Below are 22,524 nucleotides of genomic sequence, written 5' to 3'. Positions count from 1 at the left end.
GAATGCTGATTTAAAACTGCAATAAAACGCGTTGGGCTGAAAAACCCGGGCCAAAACTCAGCATTAATCCTTTTTCTCCTTTTTTAGGGTGATTGTCCATTATTCGCTCTAAAACATACAAAACCGTTGCGCTTGACATATTTCCATACAAACGCAAAACTTCTTTAGTATCGTCTATATTTTTACCTAAACTAGAAAACAAACTTTCAACAGTTTGGACAATTTTCTTTCCTCCTGGATGAAAAATCAAATGATCAATATCTTCTATTTTTAAATTGTTTTTTTCTAAAAATGGATGAATAATATCAGGGAAATGAGAAGCAATCGTTTCTGGAACTTCAATGTCCAATACCATTTGCAAACCAGAATTGGTAAGTTTAAACCCCATCATGTGGATATTATCATAGAAATGATACATCTCCTCAGCTACAATTTCCGGTCCCTCATCATCTTCATGGGAAGAAAGTAAAACGCAAGCAGCTCCATCGCCAAAAATCGCTGCACTCACAATATTTGCCATCGAGAAATCATCTAATTGAAAGGTTGCAGTTGGGCTTTCTACTGCAATTACAGCAGCACGTTTTCCGGGATTGGCCTGCAAAAAGTTTTTAGCATAAATAATCCCCGAAATTCCGGCGGCACAACCCATTTCAGTAACGGGGAGCCGAACGATATCCTGACGCAATTTTAATTTGTTAATAAGATAAGCATCTAATGACGGAATCATAATTCCAGTGCAACTTACTGTGATGATATAATCTAAATCTTCAGGGTTCCAACTGGCTTTTTCTAACGCTTTTTCTAATACTTTTTCGCCTAAATCGATGACTTCGCGAACATAAATATCGTTTCTTTCTTCAAATGAAGTTTTGGTAAACACTTCAATTGGATCCATAATGGAATACCGTTTATCAACTGCGGCACCTTCAAAAATTTTTTTTACTTTTCGAATGAAACGCTCGTCTTGTCCAACGAGCCAAGTATCCAAAAAAGGAATAATTTCATCTGTATTTCTGGAATATTTAGGTAACTGTTTGGTTACGGTTTTGATTTTCACACTCATATTTTTGAAATTATCCATTGGTAACGAAAAGCCCATTTCCATTTAATTTTATAGTTTTTAAAATTTAATTTTTTAGAAAATTCGATTAACTCTCCTTTTTTAAAACCTCTTAAAATAGAAGTTAATCCGTCTTCTCGAGACATATCATTCAATCGAAACACAAAACATAAAGCTTGAAATAAACGATAAGCAATCGCACTTCGATGTAAATCATTGATTACAATTCCGATGGATGCATTATTATAAAAAACTTTCAATAATTGTACAATCTCATCGTTTTTGAAATGATGTAATGTCAAAGTACATAAAACAATATCATACTTTAAATCATTGAATGATTCATTAAAAATATCTTCACAACGATAACTAATATTAGCGTATTTATCTGATAATTTTCGTGCATGCGAAATTGTAAAATTGTTGGCATCGATACCTATCAACCTAAAATTTAGGTTGTTTTTAATTCCAAAATCAACTAAAGTCCGCAACATATCTCCATTGCCACAGCCTACGTCCACAATTACAATTTCCCTTTTTTTAGAATCCTGAATCAGTTCTTGCACTCCTTTTAAAGTTAACTGATTTCCTCCTAAAAGCTGATTGATTTTTGCAATTTTGTCCAAAGCATCACGCAAAATTTCGCCTTCCATGGCAAAATCATCCATAATTTCCGGTTTATCAGTTCTATATTTAGTATTTATCGCCATTTATGAGTCGAGAATGATTGGTTTTCCGTGCGTTTTTTTAATGATTTTAGGCAGTAAAAACGGAAATATAATTAATAAACGCATCAATACTGATGAAAGTTTTTGCTTTTGCAAAAGATTCGATAATAATCGTCCCATTTTAAGTCTTTTTCTAAAGTTAAAATTCCATTCATTAATGTATTTTTCTTCTAATTCACTTCTGGATTTGATTTCATCCGAATAATATTTATGAACTAATTCTGAAGCAATTTTGGCACTATGAATTGCCATTGCCATTCCGTTTCCGCACAAAGGATGAATTAGTCCTGCGGTATCGCCAATCATTAGAATATGATTTTCAACGGCTTGTTTTTTTTCGAAAGATATTTGGCTTATGGTTAAAGGTTTTTCAAAAAGCAAATTACTTTTTTCGAAAATCACTTTTAAATGAGGGTTTTGACAAACTACATTATTTTGATATTCCTCTATATTTTTAAACTGTTTAAAAGTATCGTAATCCGCTAAATAACAAATATTAATCATATCGTTTTCTACTTTAGAAACACCACAATATCCACCTTTAAAATTATGAAGACCAACTAAATCATTTGGAAAATTTCCCGAATAATGTGCTTTGACCGCTAACCAATATGATTTCTTATTAATAAAATCCCGATTCATTTTTTGGTCTACATTAGAACGTTTTCCAAAAGCTCCAAGTACAATAGGTGCAGTATAAGTATTCAAATTGGTGATGATTGTAAATCTTCCATCTAAAAATTCAATATTAGTTACTGTCTCTTGAACAATTACACAACCACGATTTTTTGCTTCGTTGTATAAATAGTTGTCTAATCGATACCTACTTATTCCAAATCCGCCCATAGGCAAAACTGTGTTTACTGATTTTCCAGAAACTAACGAAAAGGAAAGTTTGTCAATGTGTTTAGGATGCAACGATTTAATGTCTAAACCAAGTGATTTTAGATAAGGTAAAACTTCGTTTGAAATGTATTCGCCGCAGACCTTGTGTTTTGGAAAGTCATTTTTTTCAATAACTACAACATTATAATTATTATTTTTAAGATGGATTGCTGCAATAAGTCCTGCTAAACCGCCACCAACAATAACTATTGAATTTTGTATCATAGTGGTAAACTTAAGAATTAAGAATTATAAAGTGCTATAAATACTCTAAATTTTTAGATTAATTTTGTAATAAAAAAATTAAAGCATTAGATTTGTTTCACTATGAAAAGAAACATAATCAGTAAAGTATTGCTTTCAATTACTGTAATTTTATTGACTGTTTATTATTGTGCAGGCATTCTTTTTGATCCCAGTCTAGTTATTTTTATTAAGCCTTTTATAATACCAAGTTTTATTGCCTATGTAGTAATAAATAATGGCAATAAACTCACTTTAAATTATATTTTATTTGTCTCTTTTTTTTATATTTACCAGCTATTGATCTTGTTTTGGGAAGATTCACCACACTTATTTAGAGCAGCGATGGTAGCGTCTTTTTTTAGCTACTTATCTTTGATTAATTTAGGCTATCATTCCATTAAAAGCAGAAAATTATACTCAATACCTAGTGGTTTTACGCTCTTTATCTTACTACTAAATTGCTTGTTTTTACTACTAATTCTATATATCTTAATCTCTACCATTGGAGATCAATATTTAAATATAATTTTAGTTTTTAATGGTATTATTACTCTCTTTTTGGGCGCTACGGCCGTATTGTACTTAAGCAAATTTGGAGATAAAAAAGCATACTATTACTTTTTTGGAAGCTTTGCCCTCATTTTTAATGATGTTTTTGCCGCGATTGGAACTTATTTTTTAAATAATATAGTTTTAAATAGTTTGGACCGAATGCTTCATTTTGGTTCGTTTTATTTAATTTATCTTTTTGTTGCGCAGAAAAAAAAGGTTGACAATCATTTAATTGATTCTCAACCTTCGCTTTAATTTAATTATACTCTATTATTTTTAATTTCCTCAACAATATCAGGGTTTAACAGGGTCGACGTATCTCCAAAATTAGAATAATCACCTTCCGCAATCTTTCGAAGGATTCTTCTCATGATTTTTCCAGAACGGGTTTTTGGCAAACCAGAAACAAATTGAATTTTATCTAACTTAGCAATTGGTCCAATATGATCTGAAATATGTTGATTGATTTCTTTGACCAGATTTTCTTTATTTCTGGTTTCTCCAGTTTCTTTAAGAATTACAAAACCATATAAAGCATTTCCTTTGATGTCATGCGGGAAACCTACAATTGCTGATTCAGCCACAGCTGGATGCTCATTAATCGCATCTTCTATAGGTGCAGTTCCTAAATTATGCCCTGAAACAATTACTACATCATCCACACGACCGGTAATTCTATAATATCCTACTTCATCTCGCAAAGCTCCGTCTCCAGTAAAATATTTACCTGGAAAAGCAGAGAAATACGTGTCTTTATAGCGCTGATGATCGCCCCAAATAGTTCTGGCAATTCCTGGCCAAGGAAACTTAATACATAAACTACCCACGACTTGATTTCCTTCAATTTCATTGCGTTTTTCATCCATTAATACCGGTTGGATTCCTGGTAATGGTAAAGTTGCATACGTAGGTTTTGTTGGTGTAACAAATGCCAAAGGCGAAATCATGATACCGCCCGTTTCTGTTTGCCACCAAGTATCTACAACAGGACATCTTTTATCCCCGACGTGGTCATTGTACCAGTGCCAAGCTTCTTCATTGATTGGTTCACCAACAGATCCGATAACTTTAAGAGACTTCAATGGATATTTTTGTACAAATTCTATATTTTCTTTTGCCAATGCACGAATTGCAGTTGGAGCAGTATAAAACTGTGTCACTTTGTGTTTTTCGATAACTTCCCAAAAACGACTAAAATCAGGATATGAAGGGACTCCTTCGAAAATTACGGTTGTTGCTCCATTCAATAATGGTCCGTAAAGGATATAGGAATGTCCGGTAATCCAACCAATATCGGCGGTACACCAGAAAACATCATTTTCTTCATAATTGAAAACATTCTTAAAAGTATAAGCTGTGTATACCATGTAACCAGCCGTAGTATGCACCATTCCTTTTGGTTTTCCAGTAGAACCGGAAGTATAAAGTATAAATAAAGGATCTTCGGCATCCATAATTTCAGCAACATTATTATCTGAAGCTTGATCTAATAGCGGTTGTAACCATTGGTCACGTCCTTCTTTCATCGTAATATCAGAATGAATTCTTTTAGCAACTAAAACTTTTTCGACAGAAGTACATTTTTCTAATGCTTCATCAACGATTTCTTTTAAATCAATGGTTTTGTTTCCACGAAAACCTCCATCTGAGGTGATAACCATTTTACATTCACTGTCATTGATACGAGTCGCTACTGCTGTAGATGAAAATCCTGCAAAAATAACGGAATGTATGGCGCCAATTCTGGCACAAGCCAATACTGAAACCGCTAATTCAGGAATCATTGGTAAATAAATACAAACTCTATCTCCTTTTTTTATTCCTTGTTCACGCAATACATTTGCCATTTTGCAAACGCGTTGGTGCAATTCATTATAAGTTATGTGTAATGCTGCTTCTGAAGGATCATTTGGTTCGAAAATAATTGCTGTTTTTTCTCCTCTTTTGGCAAGATGCCTATCAATACAATTTTTTACAATATTTACTTTTGCTTCCGTAAACCATTTGATATCGGCATCAGCCATATTAAACTCAACAACTTTGTCCCATTGTTGGTACCAAGTGAAATTTTCTTCTGCAATTTTACCCCAAAATTTTCTAGGTTCACGAACTGATTTATTGTAATGTTTAAAATATTGTTCTAGATTTTCAATTTTGTAGTAGCTCATGTTATAATTTTTTATAAAAGTATTAAATCTCTCTCTATTCTTAAAACTATTTAAATTATTAATACTTGCAAAAAAAAATAGATTCTCAAATAAAAAAGCACTTTTAATAGTAATTTGTTTAATTCTTGCTGTTTTTGACAAAATTTACAAAACACAAAAAGGCGAGATAGATTTAAATCCACCTCACCTTCTGTATCAACAAAATTTAACAACAATTAATTTAGTACTATAAACGATGATTTTTTGAACAATAATCAACCAAAACTATTTGGTTCCAATAAAGGAATACTATTACTAATTTTTTAGCATATTTATTTAGAAAATAAACATGGATATCTCTACTACTTCCCAATCTTTTTTATAGGGACTACTTCACTTAACTTTATTGGTATTTAAAGTTAAGTGAATGTACAAGCATCCATATCCATTTATCTTTTTTAATATTTTTTAACTAATCCAAGATATTATGAAATCAAATGATATAGTGCTAATCCCTGCACACCCTCATGTGTGGTAATTCCTGTTTTATTATCCTATTTTTTTCATGGCTGTCATTGATTCTCTCAACCATTCCCCTACTTCTTCTATTGGATGTTGACGAATACTTTTATTTACTGCAATAAGAACCGCGTTATCTACTCCATTTGAAGTTGAAAAAGGTTTTCCAATCACATTAGTATCTACCGTTTTCATGAAATCAGTTAATAACGGTTTACAAGCATGGTCAAATAAATAACAACCATATTCTGCAGTATCCGAAATGATTCTGTTCATTTCATATAATTTTTTTCTGGCTACAGTATTGGCAATCAAAGGCAATTCATGTAAAGACTCATAATAAGCAGATTCTTCAATAATTCCGGTTTGAGTCATGGTTTCAAAAGCTAATTCTACACCAGCTTTTACCATTGCAATCATCAAAACTCCATTATCAAAATACTCTTGCTCCGAAATATCGGCTGTTGTAGGAGCTGTTTTTTCGAAGTTAGTTTCAGCAGTTGCAGCTCTCCAAGTCAATAAGTTGATATCATCATTCGCCCAATCAATCATCATATTTCTTGAAAATTCACCAGAAATAATATCATCCATGTGTTTTTGAAACAACGGACGCATTATGTCTTTTAATTCATCTGCTAATTCATACGCTTCAATTTTTGCAGGATTTGATAAACGATCCATCATATTAGTAATTCCACCATGTTTCAAGGCTTCAGTTACTGTTTCCCAACCGTATTGAATTAGTTTTGAAGCATAATCAGGCTCGATTCCTTTTTCAACCATTTTATCAAAACATAAAATAGAACCTGTTTGTAACATTCCACAAAGAATGGTTTGTTCTCCCATTAAATCCGATTTTACTTCAGCTACAAATGAAGAGTTTAAAACTCCCGCTTTGTGACCACCAGTAGCAACTGCATACGCTTTTGCTTGTTCAAAACCTTCGCCGTTTGGATTGTTTTCTGGGTGAACCGCGATTAAAGTTGGTACACCAAAGCCTCTTTTATATTCTTCACGTACTTCAGATCCTGGACATTTTGGCGCACACATAATTACAGTGATGTCTTTACGAATTTGCATTCCTTCCTCGACAATATTAAAACCGTGAGAATAAGCCAAAGTTGATCCGTTTTTCATCAAAGGCATGATTGCTGTAACTACAGCAGTATGTTGCTTGTCTGGCGTAAGGTTACAAACCAAATCAGCTATTGGGATTAATTCTTCATACGTTCCCACTTTAAATCCATTATCAGAAGCATTTTTGAAAGAAGCTCTTTGTTCTGAAATTGCATCTGCGCGCAATGCATAAGAAATATCCAATCCAGAATCTCTCATGTTCAATCCTTGGTTCAAACCTTGTGCGCCACAACCTACAATGACTACTTTTTTTCCTTCTAAAGCTTTTATTCCATTTACAAATTCAGATTGATCCATGAATTCGCAAACGCCTAATTGTTCTAATTGTAATCTAAGTGGTAATGAATTGAAATAATTTGCCATTTTTTATTATTTAATGATTGTAAATTTTATAATTGATAGGTTTACTAATTAAAAACTAAACCGGTTCTTGTTTAAGTTCTTCCAATAATGTTGAAATTTCCATTTTTGCTTTGGAAACTGATATTCTTCCGGAGCGCACAAATTGCATGATTCCAAAAGGTTTCAATTTTTCATACAACGATTCTATTTCAGCACGTTGTCCTGATTTTGAAATCACAAAAAAGTCTCTTGCAACGGTAACTATTTCGGAGTGGCTTTCTTTAATTATGTTCTGAATTTGTTTTTCATCAAAAAGTAAACTCGACTCAATTTTGAATAATGCATTTTCCAAGAAAATAGTTTCTTCATCAATATGATAAAATGCTTTGATAACTTCGATTTGTTTTTCGATTTGTCCTACTATATTTTGCACCCATTTTTCAGTTGTATTGACTACAATGATAAATCTGGAAACATTTTCAATTTCAGATTCGGATACATTTAAACTCAAAATATTGATATGGCGTTTCAAGAATATGCCAGATATTCTGTTTAATAAGCCAACGTTGTTTTCTGAATAAACAGAAATGGTGAATGTTTTATTTTCCATTTTTTTATGTTTAAAGCTTTATCGTTTAAAGTTTAAAGTTGCGCAACATTATTTGCAGGTTCCAACAACTTTAAACCTTAAACTTTAAACTATTTTAGGACAAACGAATGTCCGAAACCGATGCTCCAGTTGGAATCATTGGGAATACGTTATTTTCTTTTTCTACCATAACTTCTAGGAAATACGATTCTTTTGAGGCCATCATTTCGGCAACTGCAGCATCTAAATCTTCTCTTTTGGTTACCTTTTTAGCTTTGATATAATAGCCTTCAGCAATGGCTATAAAATTAGGATTGATCATTTCCGTAGAAGCGTATCTTTTGTCAAAAAACAATTGTTGCCACTGACGAACCATTCCTAAAAATTCATTGTTCAAGACCACAATTTTCACAGGAACTTTGGTTTGAAAAATAGTTCCTAATTCCTGAATAGTCATTTGAAAACCTCCATCACCAATTATGGCTACGACTTCACGATTTGGCATTCCCATTTTTGCGCCAATCGCAGCCGGTAAAGCAAATCCCATAGTTCCTAAACCACCAGATGTCACATTACTTTTTGTCGAATTGAATTTGGCATAACGACACGCAAACATTTGGTGTTGTCCCACATCCGAAACCATAATGGCATCTCCTTTAGAATGTTTGTTAATCATTTCAATCGTTTCTCCCATAGAAATTCCTTCTCTCTTTGGTTTTAACTCGTCATTGATTACTGCTTCTAATTCTATTTCATATTTCTCTTTAAATTCATTGTGCCAAGATTCATGAGAGTTACTTTCAATTAAAGGAAGTAAAGCTGTTAAAGACTCTTTTAAGTCAGCCAAAACCGCTACAGTAGTTTTTACATTTTTATCTACTTCTGCAGGATCAATTTCAAAATGAATTACTTTGGCTTGTTTGGCATAAGTTGCTAAATTTCCAGTAACACGATCGTCAAAACGCATTCCTAGTGCTATTAGAACATCACATTCATTCGTCAAAACATTAGGACCGTAATTTCCGTGCATTCCCACCATTCCTACATTCAACGGATGATCTGTTGGCATTGCCGAAAGTCCTAAAATAGTCCAAGCAGCCGGAATTCCTGATTTTTCGACTAAAGCTTTCAATTCGGCTTCCGCTTCACTAAGAATTACTCCTTGACCAAATATGATAAATGGTTTTTTAGCAGTATTAATTAATTCAGCAGCTGCCGCTACTTTTTCAAGATTTAAAACTGGTTTCGGATTGTAACTTCTAATACTGGTGCATTTTTTATAACTGAATTCAATTTCGTCAAACTGAGCATTTTTTGTAATATCAATTAATACTGGACCCGGACGACCTGATTTTGCAATATAAAATGCTTTTGCAATAATCTCCGGAATTTCTGAAGCTTCAGTAATTTGATAATTCCATTTGGTTACCGGAGTCGAAATTCCAATGATATCTGTTTCTTGAAAAGCATCAGACCCTAGTAAATGCTTTCCTACTTGTCCTGTAATACAAACCATAGGAGTCGAATCGATTTGCGCATCAGCAATTCCTGTGACTAAATTTGTTGCTCCCGGCCCCGAAGTTGCAATCGCCACTCCCACTTTTCCTGTTGCTCTTGCAAAACCTTGTGCAGCATGCGTTGCTCCTTGTTCATGACGTACTAAAACGTGGTGTAACTGGTCTTTAAATTTATATAATTCGTCGTAAACTGGCATTATAGCTCCACCTGGATAGCCATAAACCAAATCTACTCCTTCTTCTAATAAGCATCTAATAACGGCTTCGGCGCCGGATATTTTATTTGTTCCCATGGGTACGTTTATTATTTTTTAGAAATAGAAACATATATTTAAAATATCTTTTTTTGTTTCTATCCCTTCTTTTTTGAAAATTATTTATCGGTTACACATCCTTCAGAGGCACTTGTGACCGAACGAATATATTTAAGTAACACTCCTTGTTTAATTGGTAATTCTGGTTTTTTCCAATTGGCTTTACGTTTTATGAATTCTTCGTCAGATATTTTCATATTGATAGTATTTTTCACAGCATCAATTGAAATCACATCTCCGTTTTCTATTAAAGCAATTCCTCCGCCTTCATAGGCTTCTGGTGTAACGTGTCCTACTACGAAACCGTGAGAACCTCCAGAAAAACGTCCGTCAGTAATTAAAGCAACAGTACTTCCTAAGCCAGCTCCCATAATTGCGGATGTTGGTTTAAGCATTTCAGGCATTCCCGGACCTCCTTTTGGGCCACAATATCTAATAACAACCACATTTCCTGGTTTTACTTCGCCTCCTCTAATTCCTTTAATCACATCATGCTCGTTTTCAAAAACTACTGCTGTACCTTCAAAAAACTCACCTTCTTTGCCGCTAATTTTAGCCACACAACCTTCCGAAGCAATGTTTCCGTATAAAATTTGAATATTCCCTGTAGCTTTTAATGCTTTTTGGATTTCATGAATCACTTGTTGTCCATCATTCAAATCAGGAACAGAAGCTAAGTTTTCAGCAATTGTTTTTCCGGTTACCGTTAAACAATCTCCATGTAAGAAACCTTCTTTCAATAAATATTTCATTACTCCTGGAACACCACCAACATTATGCAGATCTTCCATTAAGTATTTACCGCTTGGTTTCAAGTCAGCAAGTAATGGAGTTTTATCACTAATATCTTGGAAATCTTTTAAGGTAAGATCAACGCCTACTGAGTGTGCCATTGCAATTAAGTGCATCACTGCATTTGTAGAACCTCCTAAGACAGCCACAATTGTAATTGCATTTTCGAATGCTTTACGAGTCATAATGTCTCGAGGCTTAATATCTTTTTCTAATAATATTCTGATTGCTTTACCAGCATCAGCACATTCTTGTTTCTTTTCTGGACTCAAAGCAGGATTAGAAGAACTGTAAGGCAAACTCATTCCTAAAGCTTCAATCGCTGATGACATGGTATTAGCAGTATACATTCCACCACAAGCACCTGCACCTGGACAAGCATTTTGAATCACACCTTTAAAATCTTCAGGTGTAATAGTGTTATTGAATTTTTTTCCTAATGCTTCAAAAGCAGAAACAATATTCAAATCCTCGCCTTTCCATTTACCTGGGTGAATAGAACCTCCATAAACCATAATAGAAGGACGATTGACTCTACCCATAGCCATTAAGGCTCCTGGCATATTTTTATCACAACCCGGAACAGCTATCATTCCGTCATACCATTGTGCTCCCATAACTGTTTCAATAGAATCTGCAATTACATCGCGAGAAACCAAAGAAAAACGCATTCCATCATTACCATTTGAAATACCATCACTGACACCAATCGTATTGAAAATCAAACCAACTAAATCTACTGCCCAGACACCAGTCTTAATATCTTTAGCCAAATCATTTAAGTGCATATTGCAAGGGTTTCCATCATAACCCATACTGACAATTCCTATCTGTGCTTTTTTAAGATCTTCTTCAGTTAATCCAATTCCGTACAACATGGCCTGAGAAGCCGGTTGTGTTTCATCTTGCGTGATTATTTTGCTGTATTTATTTAATTCCATTATTTTGTATGTAATATGTTTTTCTGAAAAATTACAGGTAACATCAATTATTTATTTTTAAACTATGGTCGATTGGCCTATATAGACATTGTCACTTTTAAAATATAAGTCGTCTTTACTTAAAATGTAATTTGAAATAAAGTCTCCCACTTCATTTGTTCCAAATTTAGAATACGGATTTAAATCGGCTGTTACGACATTTAATTCGATTGCTTTATGAACCGCTTCGTATACTTTTTGCGATTCTATAAGAAGACCAAAATGTTCCAGAAGCATCGCTGCACAAACTATTGATGCAATAGGATTCGCAATATTCTTTCTTTTGGCTTCAGGATAAGAGCCGTGAATAGGCTCAAAAAGTGCGCTTGAGTTTCCTAATGATGCGGATGGCAATAATCCTATTGAACCGGTAATTACACTCGCTTCATCCGATAAGATATCGCCAAATAAATTTTCGGTCAAGATGACATCAAATTGTTTTGGATTAATGATTATTTGCATCGCAGCATTATCGACCAAAAGGAATTCTAAAGTTACATCAGGATATCCTTCTGCAATTTCAGTTACTACTTTTCTCCATAATCTTGACGTTTCAAGGATACTGGCTTTATCGACCAAAGTCAATTTCTTTTTTCTTTTCTGAGCTGTTCTACAGGCCAAATGACTGATTCTGATTATTTCTTCTTCTGAATATTCACATAAATCAGAGGCTAAAGTTCCTTGTTCATTCGTCTTTTTTTCGCTGAAATAAGAACCTCCAGAAATTTCTCTAAAAATTATAAAATCAGCGCCTTCGATTATTTTTCTTTTCAAAGGCGACAAATCTAATAAGTCGTTGTATGGTTTAATAGGTCTTATATTAGCATACAATCCTAACGCTTGTCTCAATTTTAATAATCCTTGGATCGGACGCAATTTCGAATCTGAAACAGCATCATATTTTGAGTCATCAACTGCCCCAAATAATATGGCATCTGTATTCAAACAAAGATTTAATGTTTGCTCTGGCAATGGTGTTCCGGTCTTTTCAATAGCAATGGCGCCAATTAAAGCATCTTCAAAAACAAACTCATGATCAAACACCACACCTACTGCATATAGTGCTTTTTTTGCTTGTAAGATTACTTCAGGACCTATTCCGTCTCCTGAAAGTACTGCTATTTTTAAGTTCATAATCGTAGGATTTAGATTTTATTAGAAATCAAAATATTTTAGTTAAGGAGCATTTCCTTATTCATTTTACAGGCTTCAATTATTTGATGGATGTCATCATCAATAACTTCCTTTTTAATATCGGCAAACTTTAAAAACTCCACATAAACAACATCCAATTGTACTTTTGTAAGTTCATATCCAACTTTTTTGGCTCTGTAAGCCAATGCTGCTCTACCACTTCTGGCAGTTAACACTATTGAAGATTCATTGACACCTACTTCTAAAGGATCCATGATTTCATAAGTAGCTCTATTTTTTATCACACCATCCTGATGAATTCCGGAGCTGTGTGCAAAAGCGTTCGCACCAACAATTGCTTTATTGGGCTGCACCATCATTCCCATACTTTCAGAAACCAATCGGCTCATTTCATTCAACTGACGTGTATTGATATTCGTATCTAAATTCAAATACGGATGTTGTTTGAAAATCATCACCACTTCTTCAAGGGCAGTGTTTCCAGCTCTTTCGCCTATTCCATTTATCGTACATTCTATTTGTCTGGCTCCATTTACAGCTCCTGCAATTGAATTTGCTGTGGCCATTCCTAAATCATTATGACAGTGACATGATAGGATTACGTTTTCAATCCCTTTGACGTTTTCTTTTAAATACTTAATTTTTGCACCATATTCTTCCGGCAAGCAATAACCTGTTGTATCCGGAATATTAAGTACGGTGGCACCTGATTTAATCACTTCTTCACAGACTCGAGCCAAAAATTCATTGTCCGTTCTACCAGCATCTTCGGCATAAAATTCTACATCTTCAACATACGATTTGGCATGTGAAACAGCAAATTTTGCTCGGGCAATAATATCTTCTCTTGTTGTATTTAATTTGTGGACAATATGTGATTCCGAAGTTCCTATTCCAGTATGTATGCGAGGTCTTTTTGCATATTTTAATGCCTGAGCCGCAACATCAATATCATTTTTTACCGCTCTTGTCAATCCGCAAACAATAGCATTTTTGACAACTTTACTTATTTCTGAAACAGATAAAAAATCACCCGGACTTGACACAGGAAAACCAGCTTCAATAATGTCAACACCCATTTCATCCAGTCGATTTGCTATAACGAGTTTTTGATTGGTATCTAACTTACATCCTGGAACCTGTTCGCCATCTCTCAAAGTGGTATCAAAAATTTGAACTTTCTCTCTATTCATTTTCATTTATTTAATGTAATTTCACAACTTGATAACAAAAATATCTTTCATTACTTTATTATAAAACTCAATTTAATGAAATATACTGTTTATAAAGCAAACAATAACTTTATAAATACTTGATTAACAGTAAATTAAGTTACTATATTCTACAATGGCTAACCATCAAAAAGATTTCTTATTTGTATTAATAAAATCACTTTCAAAATCTGAAAAAAGACAATTCAAGATTTTTGCAAGCCGATTAGAAACTAGTTCCAATACAAAATTCATCGAATTATTCAATATTTTAGACAAATCAGAAGTCTATGATGAAAAGCTTATTCTCAAAAGTGGTATCATTAAAAAAGTACAATTATCGAATCTAAAATCATATTTGTATAAGCAAATTTTGGTCAGCATCCGATTGAATATTCCCAGCCAGAACATTCGCTATCAGCTAAGAGAACAAATTGATTTTGCTGCCATATTGTACAATAAAGGGTTATACAAGCAGAGTTTAAAAATTTTGGATAAAACAAAGATTTTAGCTTTAGAGAATGACGAAAAACTGATGGCTTATGAAATTGTAGAATTCGAAAAACTTATTGAATCACAATACATAACCCGAAGTATTCAAGGACGAGCAGATGAATTGGTTATTCAGGCCAAAGAACTCAATTATCGCAATACCATTTCCAGTAAATTATCTAATTTATCGCTGCAATTGTATGGGATAATGCTTAAAACCGGTTATGTAAAAAGTGATGAGGAATACAAATATATAGACGATTATTTCCATAAGCATATTTCTAAATTTGATGAGAAAAAATTCGGATTTAGGGAAAAATACTGGTTTTATAACGCCAATCTTTGGAGAAGTTTTCTGGTGCAGGATTTTCTTTCCTGTTACAAATATTCTTTAAAATGGGTGACGCTGTTTTATGATAATCCAAGTATGATTCATTTAAATCCTGTGTTTTTCCTAAAAGGAAACCATTATTTATTAGAATCTTTATACATGTTGAAGTACAAATCTAAATTCAAAAAGTATTTAGAGCTGCTGGAAGATACCATCAAAGATTCTCATTTCCCAGTGAATGACAACATTGCGTCTTTATCATTTTTATATGTCTATAATAATAAATTGAATTACCATATTCTTGAAGGTACTTTTGCCGAAAGCGAATACTTAATTCCTGAAGTATTAAATAAATTAAAAATTCACTCGGACCACCTTGATGAACATCACGAAATGTTGTTCTATTATAAATTTGCGTCAATTTATTTTGGGAACGAAAAATATGCGGAGTGTATCTTTTATTTAGAGAAAATAATAAACAATAAAAATCTTTCGATGCGAGAAGATTTGATGTGTTTTGCCAGAATACTTTGTTTGATAGCGCATTACGAATTAGGCAAAGATTATTATCTGGAAAATCAGTTGAAGAACACCTATAAATTCCTAATCAAAATGAATGATTTACATGAAGTGCAAAAAGAAATCATTAAATTTTTGAAGAATTTAAACTCCATTTATCCAACAGATATCAAAAAGGAATTTGTAAAAATGAGAGCGCGCTTTATAGAATTGGAAAAAAACACGTATGAAAAAAGAGCTTTCCTTTATCTCGATATTATTTCTTGGCTTGAAAGCAAAATTGAAAACCGAAAAATCAGCACTATTATTAAAGAAAAAGCGAAATTGATTAATCGATAAGACTTTATATGACTAAAGGAGGTTAAAAACCTCCTTTTTGTTAACTTATATTTTTTAAAAATTGAAATATCAAAGAATAATACCCTCAATTATTACGCTAATTTGTCCGTTCTAAAAACAATTGGAGTTTCTTGCAACAATGTTTTTGCTTTTTCAAAAAAAGATTGAATATAAGATTGCTGATTGTGGCTGTCTAAACCGTTTTGATTTTCCCAAATTTCATGAAAAATAAAAGTATTGGCATCATCACAATTTTGATGCAAATCGTATTGTTCGCAAGCCGCTTCTTGAGTTGATTTTTCAACTAATTCCAGTAATAGCGATTTTACTATAGCTGTATTTTCCGGTTTACTTTTTAGAATAACTGTTAGATTGATTGCCATATTTAATTTAAAAATAGTTGTGTTAAATGGTTTTGATATACTTTAAGATCATTTTCAACATTTGCATTTTTTTCAATATCATGAAAGTGAATACTTTTTAACGGTTGCATGCCTGTAAAAGCGTTCATTCGGTGAAAACCAAATAATGGTCCTTCATCCACACTGTGCTGATTGAAAAATTCTCCCGGTAAAGTAAAAGCTTCTTTTGGAGCATTCCAAGAAGTGGTTAACATATATTTTTTGCCATGAAGCATTCCTCCTGTTCCGTAATTGATTGTCGGATTTTCCGCTGAACGACCGTCACTTTTATAAATTCCTTTGGCATGACCTTCAGTGAAAACAACATCAATGTATTTTTTAAATCCATGTGGCAACTGGAACCACCATATTGGTGTGTGATAAATAATTACATCTGCCCAAACAAATTTATCCACTTCCGCAGCAGGAACATAGTCATCATTTATGTTCGTTGTTTTTACTTCAAAATCACTATTGCTTTTGAAAAAATTCAAAGTTTCATTCGAAATGGTTTCATTAAATCGTCCTCCGGAATGGCCAAACTTTTGTCCGCCATTGATTATAAATATTTTTGTCATGATTTGCATTTTTAATTTGATGGTGCAAAGTTATAACTAGAATTTCTATTATTAAAATAACATAATTCATACCTTTGTATCATAATTATAATAGTTATGGTGAATTTAGAATGGTATCGAACGTTTAAAGCGGTTTACAAAACAGGAACTTTAACAAATGCTGCGGAAGAATTATTTATTTCACAACCTGGCGTGAGTCTGCATTTGAGTTCCTTGGAAAATTATGTAGGTTATAAATTATTTGACCGAACAGGTCGGAAAATGGTTCCCACCGAAAAAGGAAAAGTGCTCTACAATTTTATAATTGAAGCATTAACCAAACTGGAAGAGGCCGAGAAAAATTTTCAAAGAAGCACCGAGAAAAATACGCCAACGATAAGTGTGGGAATGTGTTTTGAGACATTCCAAATCACACTAGAACAGTATATTTCGACGTTACCATTTAATGTTATTATTCAGTTTGGGGAATATCCGGAAATGGTAGAAAATCTTGAAAAAGGAATTCTCGATTTAATTATCACTCCCCAAATGGTCGTTAAAAACGCAATTGAATATCAGGCATTTTCATCTGAAACTATTGTACTTGTTGGTGGAAGCGAAATTGACGATTTTGAATTCAATTCGATAGCAAAAAAGGGAGATATTCAAGCAATTGAACTTTGGCTAAAGCAACAAAAATGGTACGGAACTACGGGAGATATGGAACATTTACGTCGTTTCTGGCAATTAAATTTCAATAAACATCCTGATTTCAGACCTAATTATATAGTTCCAAATCTAAATTCGATTATACGTTGTTTGAGCAGTGGTAAAGGATTGGCTGTTGTTCCTGATTTTCTTTGCCGTAAAGAAATTGACAATGGAACGATCAAACTGATTTGGGAAGGGAAAACACCGTTAAAAAATACGCTTTATTTTGCAACCAGAAAAAAAACAATGTATGAGGAAGAAATCGCTTTGATTAAGAAAATTTTCATCGATTTGAACTAAAATTTGTTATTCTGGAAATATAGTTTAATTTTATAAATCATTAAATTTTAAACTTATGAATGGATTTTTCAAAACAATATTAGCAGGTTACGGAGCCAAAAAACTCGGCGGTGGCTGTTTTGGCACAATTCTAATTTTTATTATTATCTATTGGATATTAGGTTATTTTTAGAATTAAAACTCTAAAAATAACCTAATTGTAATTCTTAGTATGCCAAAAGTTCTTTCAGATCATTTTCGAATCTGCCTTTCGGCAAATATTGATCTTCCAGAGCTTTTGTAAAAGGAATTGGAGAGTCTAAACTTGCCACTCGTTTTACAGGAGCATCTAAGTATTTGAAACAATTTTCCATTATCATTGCCGAAATATCACTGGCAATTCCTCCGAACATGCTGTCTTCCTGATAAATAATCACTCTTCCCGTTTTCTTTACCGATGCAAAAATAGCTTCGGTATCTAAAGGTTGTAAAGTTCTCAAATCCAATAAATCAGCAGAAATTTCAGGATTTTTTGATAAAGTATCCAAAGCCCAATGCACCGCTGCTCCAAACGAAATGACAGTAACATCAGCACCTTCTTTCAACAAAGCCGCTTTTCCTAATGGAATCGTATAATAATCGGTAGGGACATCTTGGTAAACGCTTCTGTATAATTGCTTGTGTTCAAAGAATAATACCGGATTCGGGTCGTTTATGGAAGTATTCAATAATCCTTTCGCATCATAAGGAAATGCTGGATAAACCACTTTTAAACCTGGTGTTTTGGTAAACCAAGCTTCATTAGTTTGCGAGTGAAAAGGCCCTGCTTGTGTTCCGCCACCGCAAGGCATTCGGACTACAACATCTGCTTTTTCTAACCAACGGTAATGAGATTTGGCTAATAAATTCACAATTGGATTAAATCCTGTGGAAACAAAATCAGCAAACTGCATTTCCACAATCGCTTTGTATCCATTGATTGATAATCCCATTCCTGCCGAAACCACGGCACTTTCGCAAATTGGCGTATTGATAACACGTTCTTTACCAAACTGCGCTACAAAACCATCAGTAATTTTGAAAGCTCCGCCATATTCAGCAATATCCTGACCCATGATTACGGAGTTTTCATGACGTTCCATTGATTCACGCAAACTGTTCGAAATAGAATCTATAAAACGAATATTTTCTTTTTCTTCAGATGGCTTAACGTGTTCAAATGCATGCGGTTTATAAACATCATTTAACTCTTCACTTAATGATGATTCTATCTCCGGTTCAGCATTGGCAATAGCCAGACTTTCATCAATATCCTCCTTTATTTCAGCTTGTAAAGTCGCATCAAAATCGGCGGTAAGAACTCCGTTTTCGGTTAAATATTTTCTGTAATTTTCTACTGGATCTTTTATCGCCCACATGTCCATTAACTCTTGCGGAACATATTTGGTCCCACTCGCCTCTTCATGTCCGCGCATTCTGAAGGTTTTGAATTCTAATAAAACCGGACGTGGATTTTTTTTCATCGAAGCCTTCAATTCGGATAACAAATTAAACACTTCAAGTATATTATTTCCATCAACAATATGGCTTTCCATTCCGTAGCCTTTCCCTTTATCAGCAAGGTTTTCGCAGCGATATTGTTCATTTGTAGGAGTTGATAATCCATAACCGTTATTTTCTATAACAAACATTACCGGCAATTCCCAAACCGAAGCAATATTCAACGCTTCATGAAAATCCCCTTCGCTTGTTGCTCCTTCACCAGTAAAAACTGCGGTTACTTTTCCATTTTTTTTGAGTTTATTGGCCAAAGCGATTCCGTCAGCAACGCCTAATTGCGGACCTAAATGCGAAATCATTCCAATAATCTTGTATTGTTGTGTTCCAAAGTGAAAACTGCGATCACGACCTTTAGTAAAACCATTGGCTTTGCCCTGCCATTGTGAAAAAAGACGGTACAAAGGAATATCTCTTCCGGTGAAAACGCCAAGATTTCTATGCATTGGCAAAATGTATTCATCTGAATCTAAAACTGCTGTAACTCCAACAGAAATAGCCTCTTGACCAATTCCAGAGAACCATTTAGATACCTTTCCCTGACGAATAAGAATCAACATTTTCTCTTCTATCAGCCTTGGTTTGAGTATTCTTTTATATAAATCTAATAATTGATTGTCAGTAAGATTTTTTCTATCGAAGATCATTTTTTCGGTTTTATAGTATGGTTCAAAGATAAAAAAATATAACAGTTTAGTATTATTTTGTTATATTTTTTTATATTGTTTATAAGTTTTAAAATTCAGATATAAAATTATTCTTTACATTTGTATCTGCAAGGTTTTTGACCTTCAAGTTATTAAAAAATATTTAAAAGTATGCAAAACATTCCTAGTGTTGACTTGCGTGATTTCCTTTCGGACGACCCGAAACGTAAACAAAAATTTGTAAATGAAATCGGAAGTGCATTTGAAGATATTGGCTTCGTAGCACTCAAAGGGCATTTTTTAAACGACCAGTTGGTTGATGAATTGTATGGTGAAATCAGAAATTTTTTCGCTTTACCTTTAGAAACAAAACACAGTTATGAAATCCCTGGCATTGGCGGACAAAGAGGGTATGTTTCTTTTGGAACAGAGCATGCCAAAGGCAGAAAAGAAGGTGATTTGAAGGAGTTTTGGCACTTTGGACAATATGTGTCTGAAGATTCAAAATACGCTTCGGAATACCCAGAAAATGTTGAAGTTAAAGAACTTCCCCGTTTTAATATTGTAGGTAAAGAAGCCTACCAAATGCTGGAAAAAACAGGAGTTTATGTTTTGAGAGCTTTGGCTTTACACCTTGGTTTAGATGAATTTTATTTTGACCAATATGCTAAAGACGGAAATTCAATCTTAAGACCTATTCATTATCCACCGATTACTTCTGAACCAGCAAATGCTATTCGTGCTGCTGCTCACGGAGATATCAACTTGATTACTTTGTTGATGGGTGCGCAAGGAAAAGGATTACAAGTGCAAAATCACAACGGAGAATGGATTGATGCCATTGCTGAACAGGATGAATTAGTAATTAATGTGGGTGATATGTTGTCACGTCATACCAATAACAAATTGAAATCTACGATTCACCAAGTGGTAAACCCACCAAGAGAATTATGGGGAACTTCACGTTATTCTATTCCGTTTTTTATGCATCCGGTGAGTGACATGAAATTGGATTGTTTGGAAAACTGTATTGATGCTGAAAATCCAAAAAAATTCGAAGATATTACCGCGGGAGCTTATTTATACGAACGTTTAGTAGATTTAGGCCTTATTAAAAAATAAAACTTAAATTTACGTCAAATACTAAAAGACATTAAGTTTATGCTTAATGTCTTTTGTTTTTTACCAATTTAAATCAGCATTATCTGCGTTCAAAATATAGACTGTTATGGATTTACAAGATCAATTAAAAAACCTTTTTCCAGATCACGAGCCATCGCCGGAGGAAGCTATTGAAGAAGTGGCGCACGAATTATATGTTCAAAAAGAAGCTATGATTTGCAAATTTGAAAAACGAAAAGGAAAAGCGACCACTATAATTGAAGGTTATGAAGGAACCGACGAAGATTTTAAAATTTTGGCCAAAGAAATAAAAACAAAATTGAGCGTTGGCGGAACTTTCAAAGACGATTCTATTATTATTCAAGGTGATTATCGTGATAAAATAATGACTATTTTAAAAGAAAAAGGATTTAAAGTAAAACGAGTTGGAGGTTAGAAAAAGTGTTCAGAGTTTAGCTATTAGCATTCAGTTGAGCAACTTGAAACCTTAAACATTTAAACAAAAAAATTAATGATACAATCATCAGAATTAATATTGAATCCAGACGGTAGCGTATACCATTTGAATTTAAAACCAGAACATATTGCACACGATATCATCTTTGTAGGAGATCAAAATCGCGTGGAGAAAATCACACAATTTTTTGACAGCATTGAATTTTCGACACAAAAAAGAGAATTCAAAACCCAAACCGGGATTTTCAAAGGCAAGCGAATTACAGTAATGTCCACAGGAATTGGTCCTGATAATATCGATATCGTCATCAATGAGCTAGATGCTTTGGTCAATATTGATTTGGAAACCCGCCAACCAAAAGAAAAACTAACTTCTTTAAACATCATCCGCATTGGGACTTCGGGTTCTTTACAAGCCGATATTCCTGTGGACAGTTTTGTGTTGTCTAAATTCGGATTAGGATTGGATAACATGCTCCGCTCCTATTTGATTGACGAAGTTTCGAATCTGGAAATGGAAGATGCTTTTGTGAAACACACCAATTGGGATTTACGAAAAGGTAAACCATACGTAATCGCTTGTTCCGAAAAACTGGAAAAAATCGTTGAAAGCGACAAGATGCACAAAGGAATTACCGCAACTGCTGGTGGTTTTTACGGTCCACAAGGTCGCGTGTTGCGTTTAAATATTCAAGATGAAGAATTGAATTCTAAAATGGATAATTTTGAATTTGGTGACAACCAAATCACAAACTTAGAAATGGAAACCGCAGCAATTTATGGACTTTCGGCACTTTTAGGACACAATGCATTATCACTTAACGCTATTATTGCCAATCGTGCTTCGGGAACTTTTAGTGAAAATCCGTACAAAGCCGTTGATGAATTGATCGCGTATACATTAGAAAAAATTGCTTTAGGATAGAGAAATTAATTTTC

At 33.7% G+C, this 22,524-nt stretch carries 19 protein-coding genes; 6 read left to right on the top strand and 13 right to left on the bottom strand.

The window, feature by feature from the left end; genetic code table 11:
• Window positions 1-10: 10 nt before the first annotated feature.
• From IWX80_RS15160 to IWX80_RS15150, 3 genes are read right to left on the bottom strand one after another with little or no spacing between them, the layout of a single operon-like run.
• Window positions 11-1,063, bottom strand: coding sequence for a type III polyketide synthase (locus tag IWX80_RS15160; protein WP_196854236.1), 1,053 nt, complete (start codon window positions 1,061-1,063; stop codon window positions 11-13).
• Window positions 1,060-1,770, bottom strand: coding sequence for a methyltransferase domain-containing protein (locus tag IWX80_RS15155; RefSeq protein WP_196854167.1), 711 nt, complete (start codon window positions 1,768-1,770; stop codon window positions 1,060-1,062). The genes IWX80_RS15160 and IWX80_RS15155 overlap by 4 nt, the downstream gene beginning before the upstream one ends.
• Complete coding sequence (locus IWX80_RS15150; protein WP_196854166.1) at window positions 1,771-2,898, bottom strand: NAD(P)/FAD-dependent oxidoreductase; 1,128 nt, start codon at window positions 2,896-2,898, stop codon at window positions 1,771-1,773.
• 102 nt (window positions 2,899-3,000) lie between these two features.
• Here IWX80_RS15150 and IWX80_RS15145 point away from each other — a divergent pair, with 102 nt between their 5' ends.
• Window positions 3,001-3,726: a hypothetical protein gene (locus IWX80_RS15145; RefSeq protein ID WP_196854165.1), complete on the top strand. Its 726-nt coding sequence runs from the start codon at window positions 3,001-3,003 to the stop codon at window positions 3,724-3,726.
• Window positions 3,727-3,731: 5 nt separating this feature from the next.
• On the opposite strand, the gene acs is transcribed toward IWX80_RS15145, so the two are convergent.
• From acs to IWX80_RS15110, 7 genes are all read right to left on the bottom strand, one after another.
• Window positions 3,732-5,639 carry an acetate--CoA ligase gene (gene acs, locus IWX80_RS15140; protein WP_196854164.1) on the bottom strand — a complete coding sequence of 636 codons (1,908 nt, stop codon included), beginning with the start codon at window positions 5,637-5,639 and terminating at the stop codon, window positions 3,732-3,734.
• Between the two features lie 528 nt (window positions 5,640-6,167).
• Entirely contained in the window at window positions 6,168-7,637 is a 1,470-nt protein-coding gene (gene ilvC, locus IWX80_RS15135) for a ketol-acid reductoisomerase (RefSeq protein ID WP_196854163.1), read from the bottom strand.
• Window positions 7,638-7,692: 55 nt separating this feature from the next.
• On the bottom strand, window positions 7,693-8,226 hold the full coding sequence (ilvN, locus tag IWX80_RS15130) for an acetolactate synthase small subunit (RefSeq protein WP_121365410.1): 534 nt from the start codon (window positions 8,224-8,226) through the stop codon (window positions 7,693-7,695).
• A 94-nt stretch (window positions 8,227-8,320) separates the two neighbouring features.
• A complete protein-coding gene (gene ilvB, locus IWX80_RS15125; protein WP_196854162.1) occupies window positions 8,321-10,015 on the bottom strand; it encodes a biosynthetic-type acetolactate synthase large subunit in 1,695 nt (564 codons plus the stop codon).
• 80 nt (window positions 10,016-10,095) lie between these two features.
• A complete protein-coding gene (ilvD, locus tag IWX80_RS15120) occupies window positions 10,096-11,769 on the bottom strand; it encodes a dihydroxy-acid dehydratase (RefSeq protein WP_196854161.1) in 1,674 nt (557 codons plus the stop codon).
• Window positions 11,770-11,826: 57 nt separating this feature from the next.
• Window positions 11,827-12,942 carry a 3-isopropylmalate dehydrogenase gene (leuB, locus tag IWX80_RS15115; protein WP_196854160.1) on the bottom strand — a complete coding sequence of 372 codons (1,116 nt, stop codon included), beginning with the start codon at window positions 12,940-12,942 and terminating at the stop codon, window positions 11,827-11,829.
• 38 nt (window positions 12,943-12,980) lie between these two features.
• Window positions 12,981-14,156, bottom strand: a complete 1,176-nt coding sequence (locus IWX80_RS15110; RefSeq protein ID WP_196854159.1) for a 2-isopropylmalate synthase — start codon at window positions 14,154-14,156, stop codon at window positions 12,981-12,983.
• A 154-nt stretch (window positions 14,157-14,310) separates the two neighbouring features.
• Here IWX80_RS15110 and IWX80_RS15105 point away from each other — a divergent pair, with 154 nt between their 5' ends.
• Window positions 14,311-15,855, top strand: coding sequence for a hypothetical protein (locus IWX80_RS15105; protein ID WP_196854158.1), 1,545 nt, complete (start codon window positions 14,311-14,313; stop codon window positions 15,853-15,855).
• Between the two features lie 92 nt (window positions 15,856-15,947).
• Here the strand turns inward: IWX80_RS15105 and IWX80_RS15100 are convergent, their stop codons facing one another.
• Together IWX80_RS15100 and IWX80_RS15095 are read right to left on the bottom strand one after the other, a co-directional pair.
• The gene (locus IWX80_RS15100) at window positions 15,948-16,238 is read right to left on the bottom strand and encodes a putative quinol monooxygenase (protein WP_196854157.1); all 291 of its coding nucleotides are present in this window, start codon (window positions 16,236-16,238) and stop codon (window positions 15,948-15,950) included.
• A gap of 2 nt (window positions 16,239-16,240) precedes the next feature.
• Entirely contained in the window at window positions 16,241-16,834 is a 594-nt protein-coding gene (locus IWX80_RS15095; protein ID WP_196854156.1) for an NAD(P)H-dependent oxidoreductase, read from the bottom strand.
• A 96-nt stretch (window positions 16,835-16,930) separates the two neighbouring features.
• Between IWX80_RS15095 and IWX80_RS15090 the strand changes: the two genes are divergently transcribed.
• Window positions 16,931-17,824 (top strand): LysR family transcriptional regulator, encoded by an 894-nt coding sequence (locus tag IWX80_RS15090; protein ID WP_196854155.1) that lies wholly within the window; start codon window positions 16,931-16,933, stop codon window positions 17,822-17,824.
• A gap of 206 nt (window positions 17,825-18,030) precedes the next feature.
• Here the strand turns inward: IWX80_RS15090 and IWX80_RS15085 are convergent, their stop codons facing one another.
• Window positions 18,031-20,007 (bottom strand): alpha-ketoacid dehydrogenase subunit alpha/beta, encoded by a 1,977-nt coding sequence (locus IWX80_RS15085; RefSeq protein WP_196854154.1) that lies wholly within the window; start codon window positions 20,005-20,007, stop codon window positions 18,031-18,033.
• A gap of 171 nt (window positions 20,008-20,178) precedes the next feature.
• Between IWX80_RS15085 and IWX80_RS15080 the strand changes: the two genes are divergently transcribed.
• The 3 genes from IWX80_RS15080 (at window position 20,179) to IWX80_RS15070 (ending at window position 22,510) form a co-directional block, all read left to right on the top strand.
• On the top strand, window positions 20,179-21,129 hold the full coding sequence (locus IWX80_RS15080) for an isopenicillin N synthase family dioxygenase (RefSeq protein WP_196854153.1): 951 nt from the start codon (window positions 20,179-20,181) through the stop codon (window positions 21,127-21,129).
• Between the two features lie 106 nt (window positions 21,130-21,235).
• Complete coding sequence (locus tag IWX80_RS15075; RefSeq protein ID WP_196854152.1) at window positions 21,236-21,565, top strand: translation initiation factor; 330 nt, start codon at window positions 21,236-21,238, stop codon at window positions 21,563-21,565.
• 75 nt (window positions 21,566-21,640) lie between these two features.
• Window positions 21,641-22,510, top strand: a complete 870-nt coding sequence (locus IWX80_RS15070; protein WP_196854151.1) for a nucleoside phosphorylase — start codon at window positions 21,641-21,643, stop codon at window positions 22,508-22,510.
• The last annotated feature ends 14 nt before the right edge of the window (window positions 22,511-22,524 follow it).

Source organism: Flavobacterium sp. CAN_S2 (genome assembly GCF_015752255.1).
Classification (GTDB): domain Bacteria; phylum Bacteroidota; class Bacteroidia; order Flavobacteriales; family Flavobacteriaceae; genus Flavobacterium.
Note: the sequence above shows the minus strand (reverse complement) of the source record. Positions and strands in the feature narration are given on the sequence as shown.

What these genes read in the sequence shown, in the direction of transcription:
- ilvD (WP_196854161.1), bottom strand. Translation starts at nt 11,769, where the DNA reads ATGGAATTAAATAAATACAGCAAAATAATCACGCAAGATGAAACACAA.
- ilvN (WP_121365410.1), bottom strand. Translation starts at nt 8,226, where the DNA reads ATGGAAAATAAAACATTCACCATTTCTGTTTATTCAGAAAACAACGTT.
- IWX80_RS15095 (WP_196854156.1), bottom strand. Translation starts at nt 16,834, where the DNA reads ATGACAAAAATATTTATAATCAATGGCGGACAAAAGTTTGGCCATTCC.
- IWX80_RS15070 (WP_196854151.1), top strand. Translation starts at nt 21,641, where the DNA reads ATGATACAATCATCAGAATTAATATTGAATCCAGACGGTAGCGTATAC.
- ilvC (WP_196854163.1), bottom strand. Translation starts at nt 7,637, where the DNA reads ATGGCAAATTATTTCAATTCATTACCACTTAGATTACAATTAGAACAA.
- acs (WP_196854164.1), bottom strand. Translation starts at nt 5,639, where the DNA reads ATGAGCTACTACAAAATTGAAAATCTAGAACAATATTTTAAACATTAC.
- IWX80_RS15160 (WP_196854236.1), bottom strand. Translation starts at nt 1,063, where the DNA reads ATGAGTGTGAAAATCAAAACCGTAACCAAACAGTTACCTAAATATTCC.
- IWX80_RS15110 (WP_196854159.1), bottom strand. Translation starts at nt 14,156, where the DNA reads ATGAATAGAGAGAAAGTTCAAATTTTTGATACCACTTTGAGAGATGGC.
- IWX80_RS15080 (WP_196854153.1), top strand. Translation starts at nt 20,179, where the DNA reads ATGCAAAACATTCCTAGTGTTGACTTGCGTGATTTCCTTTCGGACGAC.
- ilvB (WP_196854162.1), bottom strand. Translation starts at nt 10,015, where the DNA reads ATGGGAACAAATAAAATATCCGGCGCCGAAGCCGTTATTAGATGCTTA.
- IWX80_RS15100 (WP_196854157.1), bottom strand. Translation starts at nt 16,238, where the DNA reads ATGGCAATCAATCTAACAGTTATTCTAAAAAGTAAACCGGAAAATACA.
- IWX80_RS15075 (WP_196854152.1), top strand. Translation starts at nt 21,236, where the DNA reads ATGGATTTACAAGATCAATTAAAAAACCTTTTTCCAGATCACGAGCCA.
- leuB (WP_196854160.1), bottom strand. Translation starts at nt 12,942, where the DNA reads ATGAACTTAAAAATAGCAGTACTTTCAGGAGACGGAATAGGTCCTGAA.
- IWX80_RS15155 (WP_196854167.1), bottom strand. Translation starts at nt 1,770, where the DNA reads ATGGCGATAAATACTAAATATAGAACTGATAAACCGGAAATTATGGAT.
- IWX80_RS15085 (WP_196854154.1), bottom strand. Translation starts at nt 20,007, where the DNA reads ATGATCTTCGATAGAAAAAATCTTACTGACAATCAATTATTAGATTTA.
- IWX80_RS15150 (WP_196854166.1), bottom strand. Translation starts at nt 2,898, where the DNA reads ATGATACAAAATTCAATAGTTATTGTTGGTGGCGGTTTAGCAGGACTT.
- IWX80_RS15145 (WP_196854165.1), top strand. Translation starts at nt 3,001, where the DNA reads ATGAAAAGAAACATAATCAGTAAAGTATTGCTTTCAATTACTGTAATT.
- IWX80_RS15105 (WP_196854158.1), top strand. Translation starts at nt 14,311, where the DNA reads ATGGCTAACCATCAAAAAGATTTCTTATTTGTATTAATAAAATCACTT.
- IWX80_RS15090 (WP_196854155.1), top strand. Translation starts at nt 16,931, where the DNA reads ATGGTGAATTTAGAATGGTATCGAACGTTTAAAGCGGTTTACAAAACA.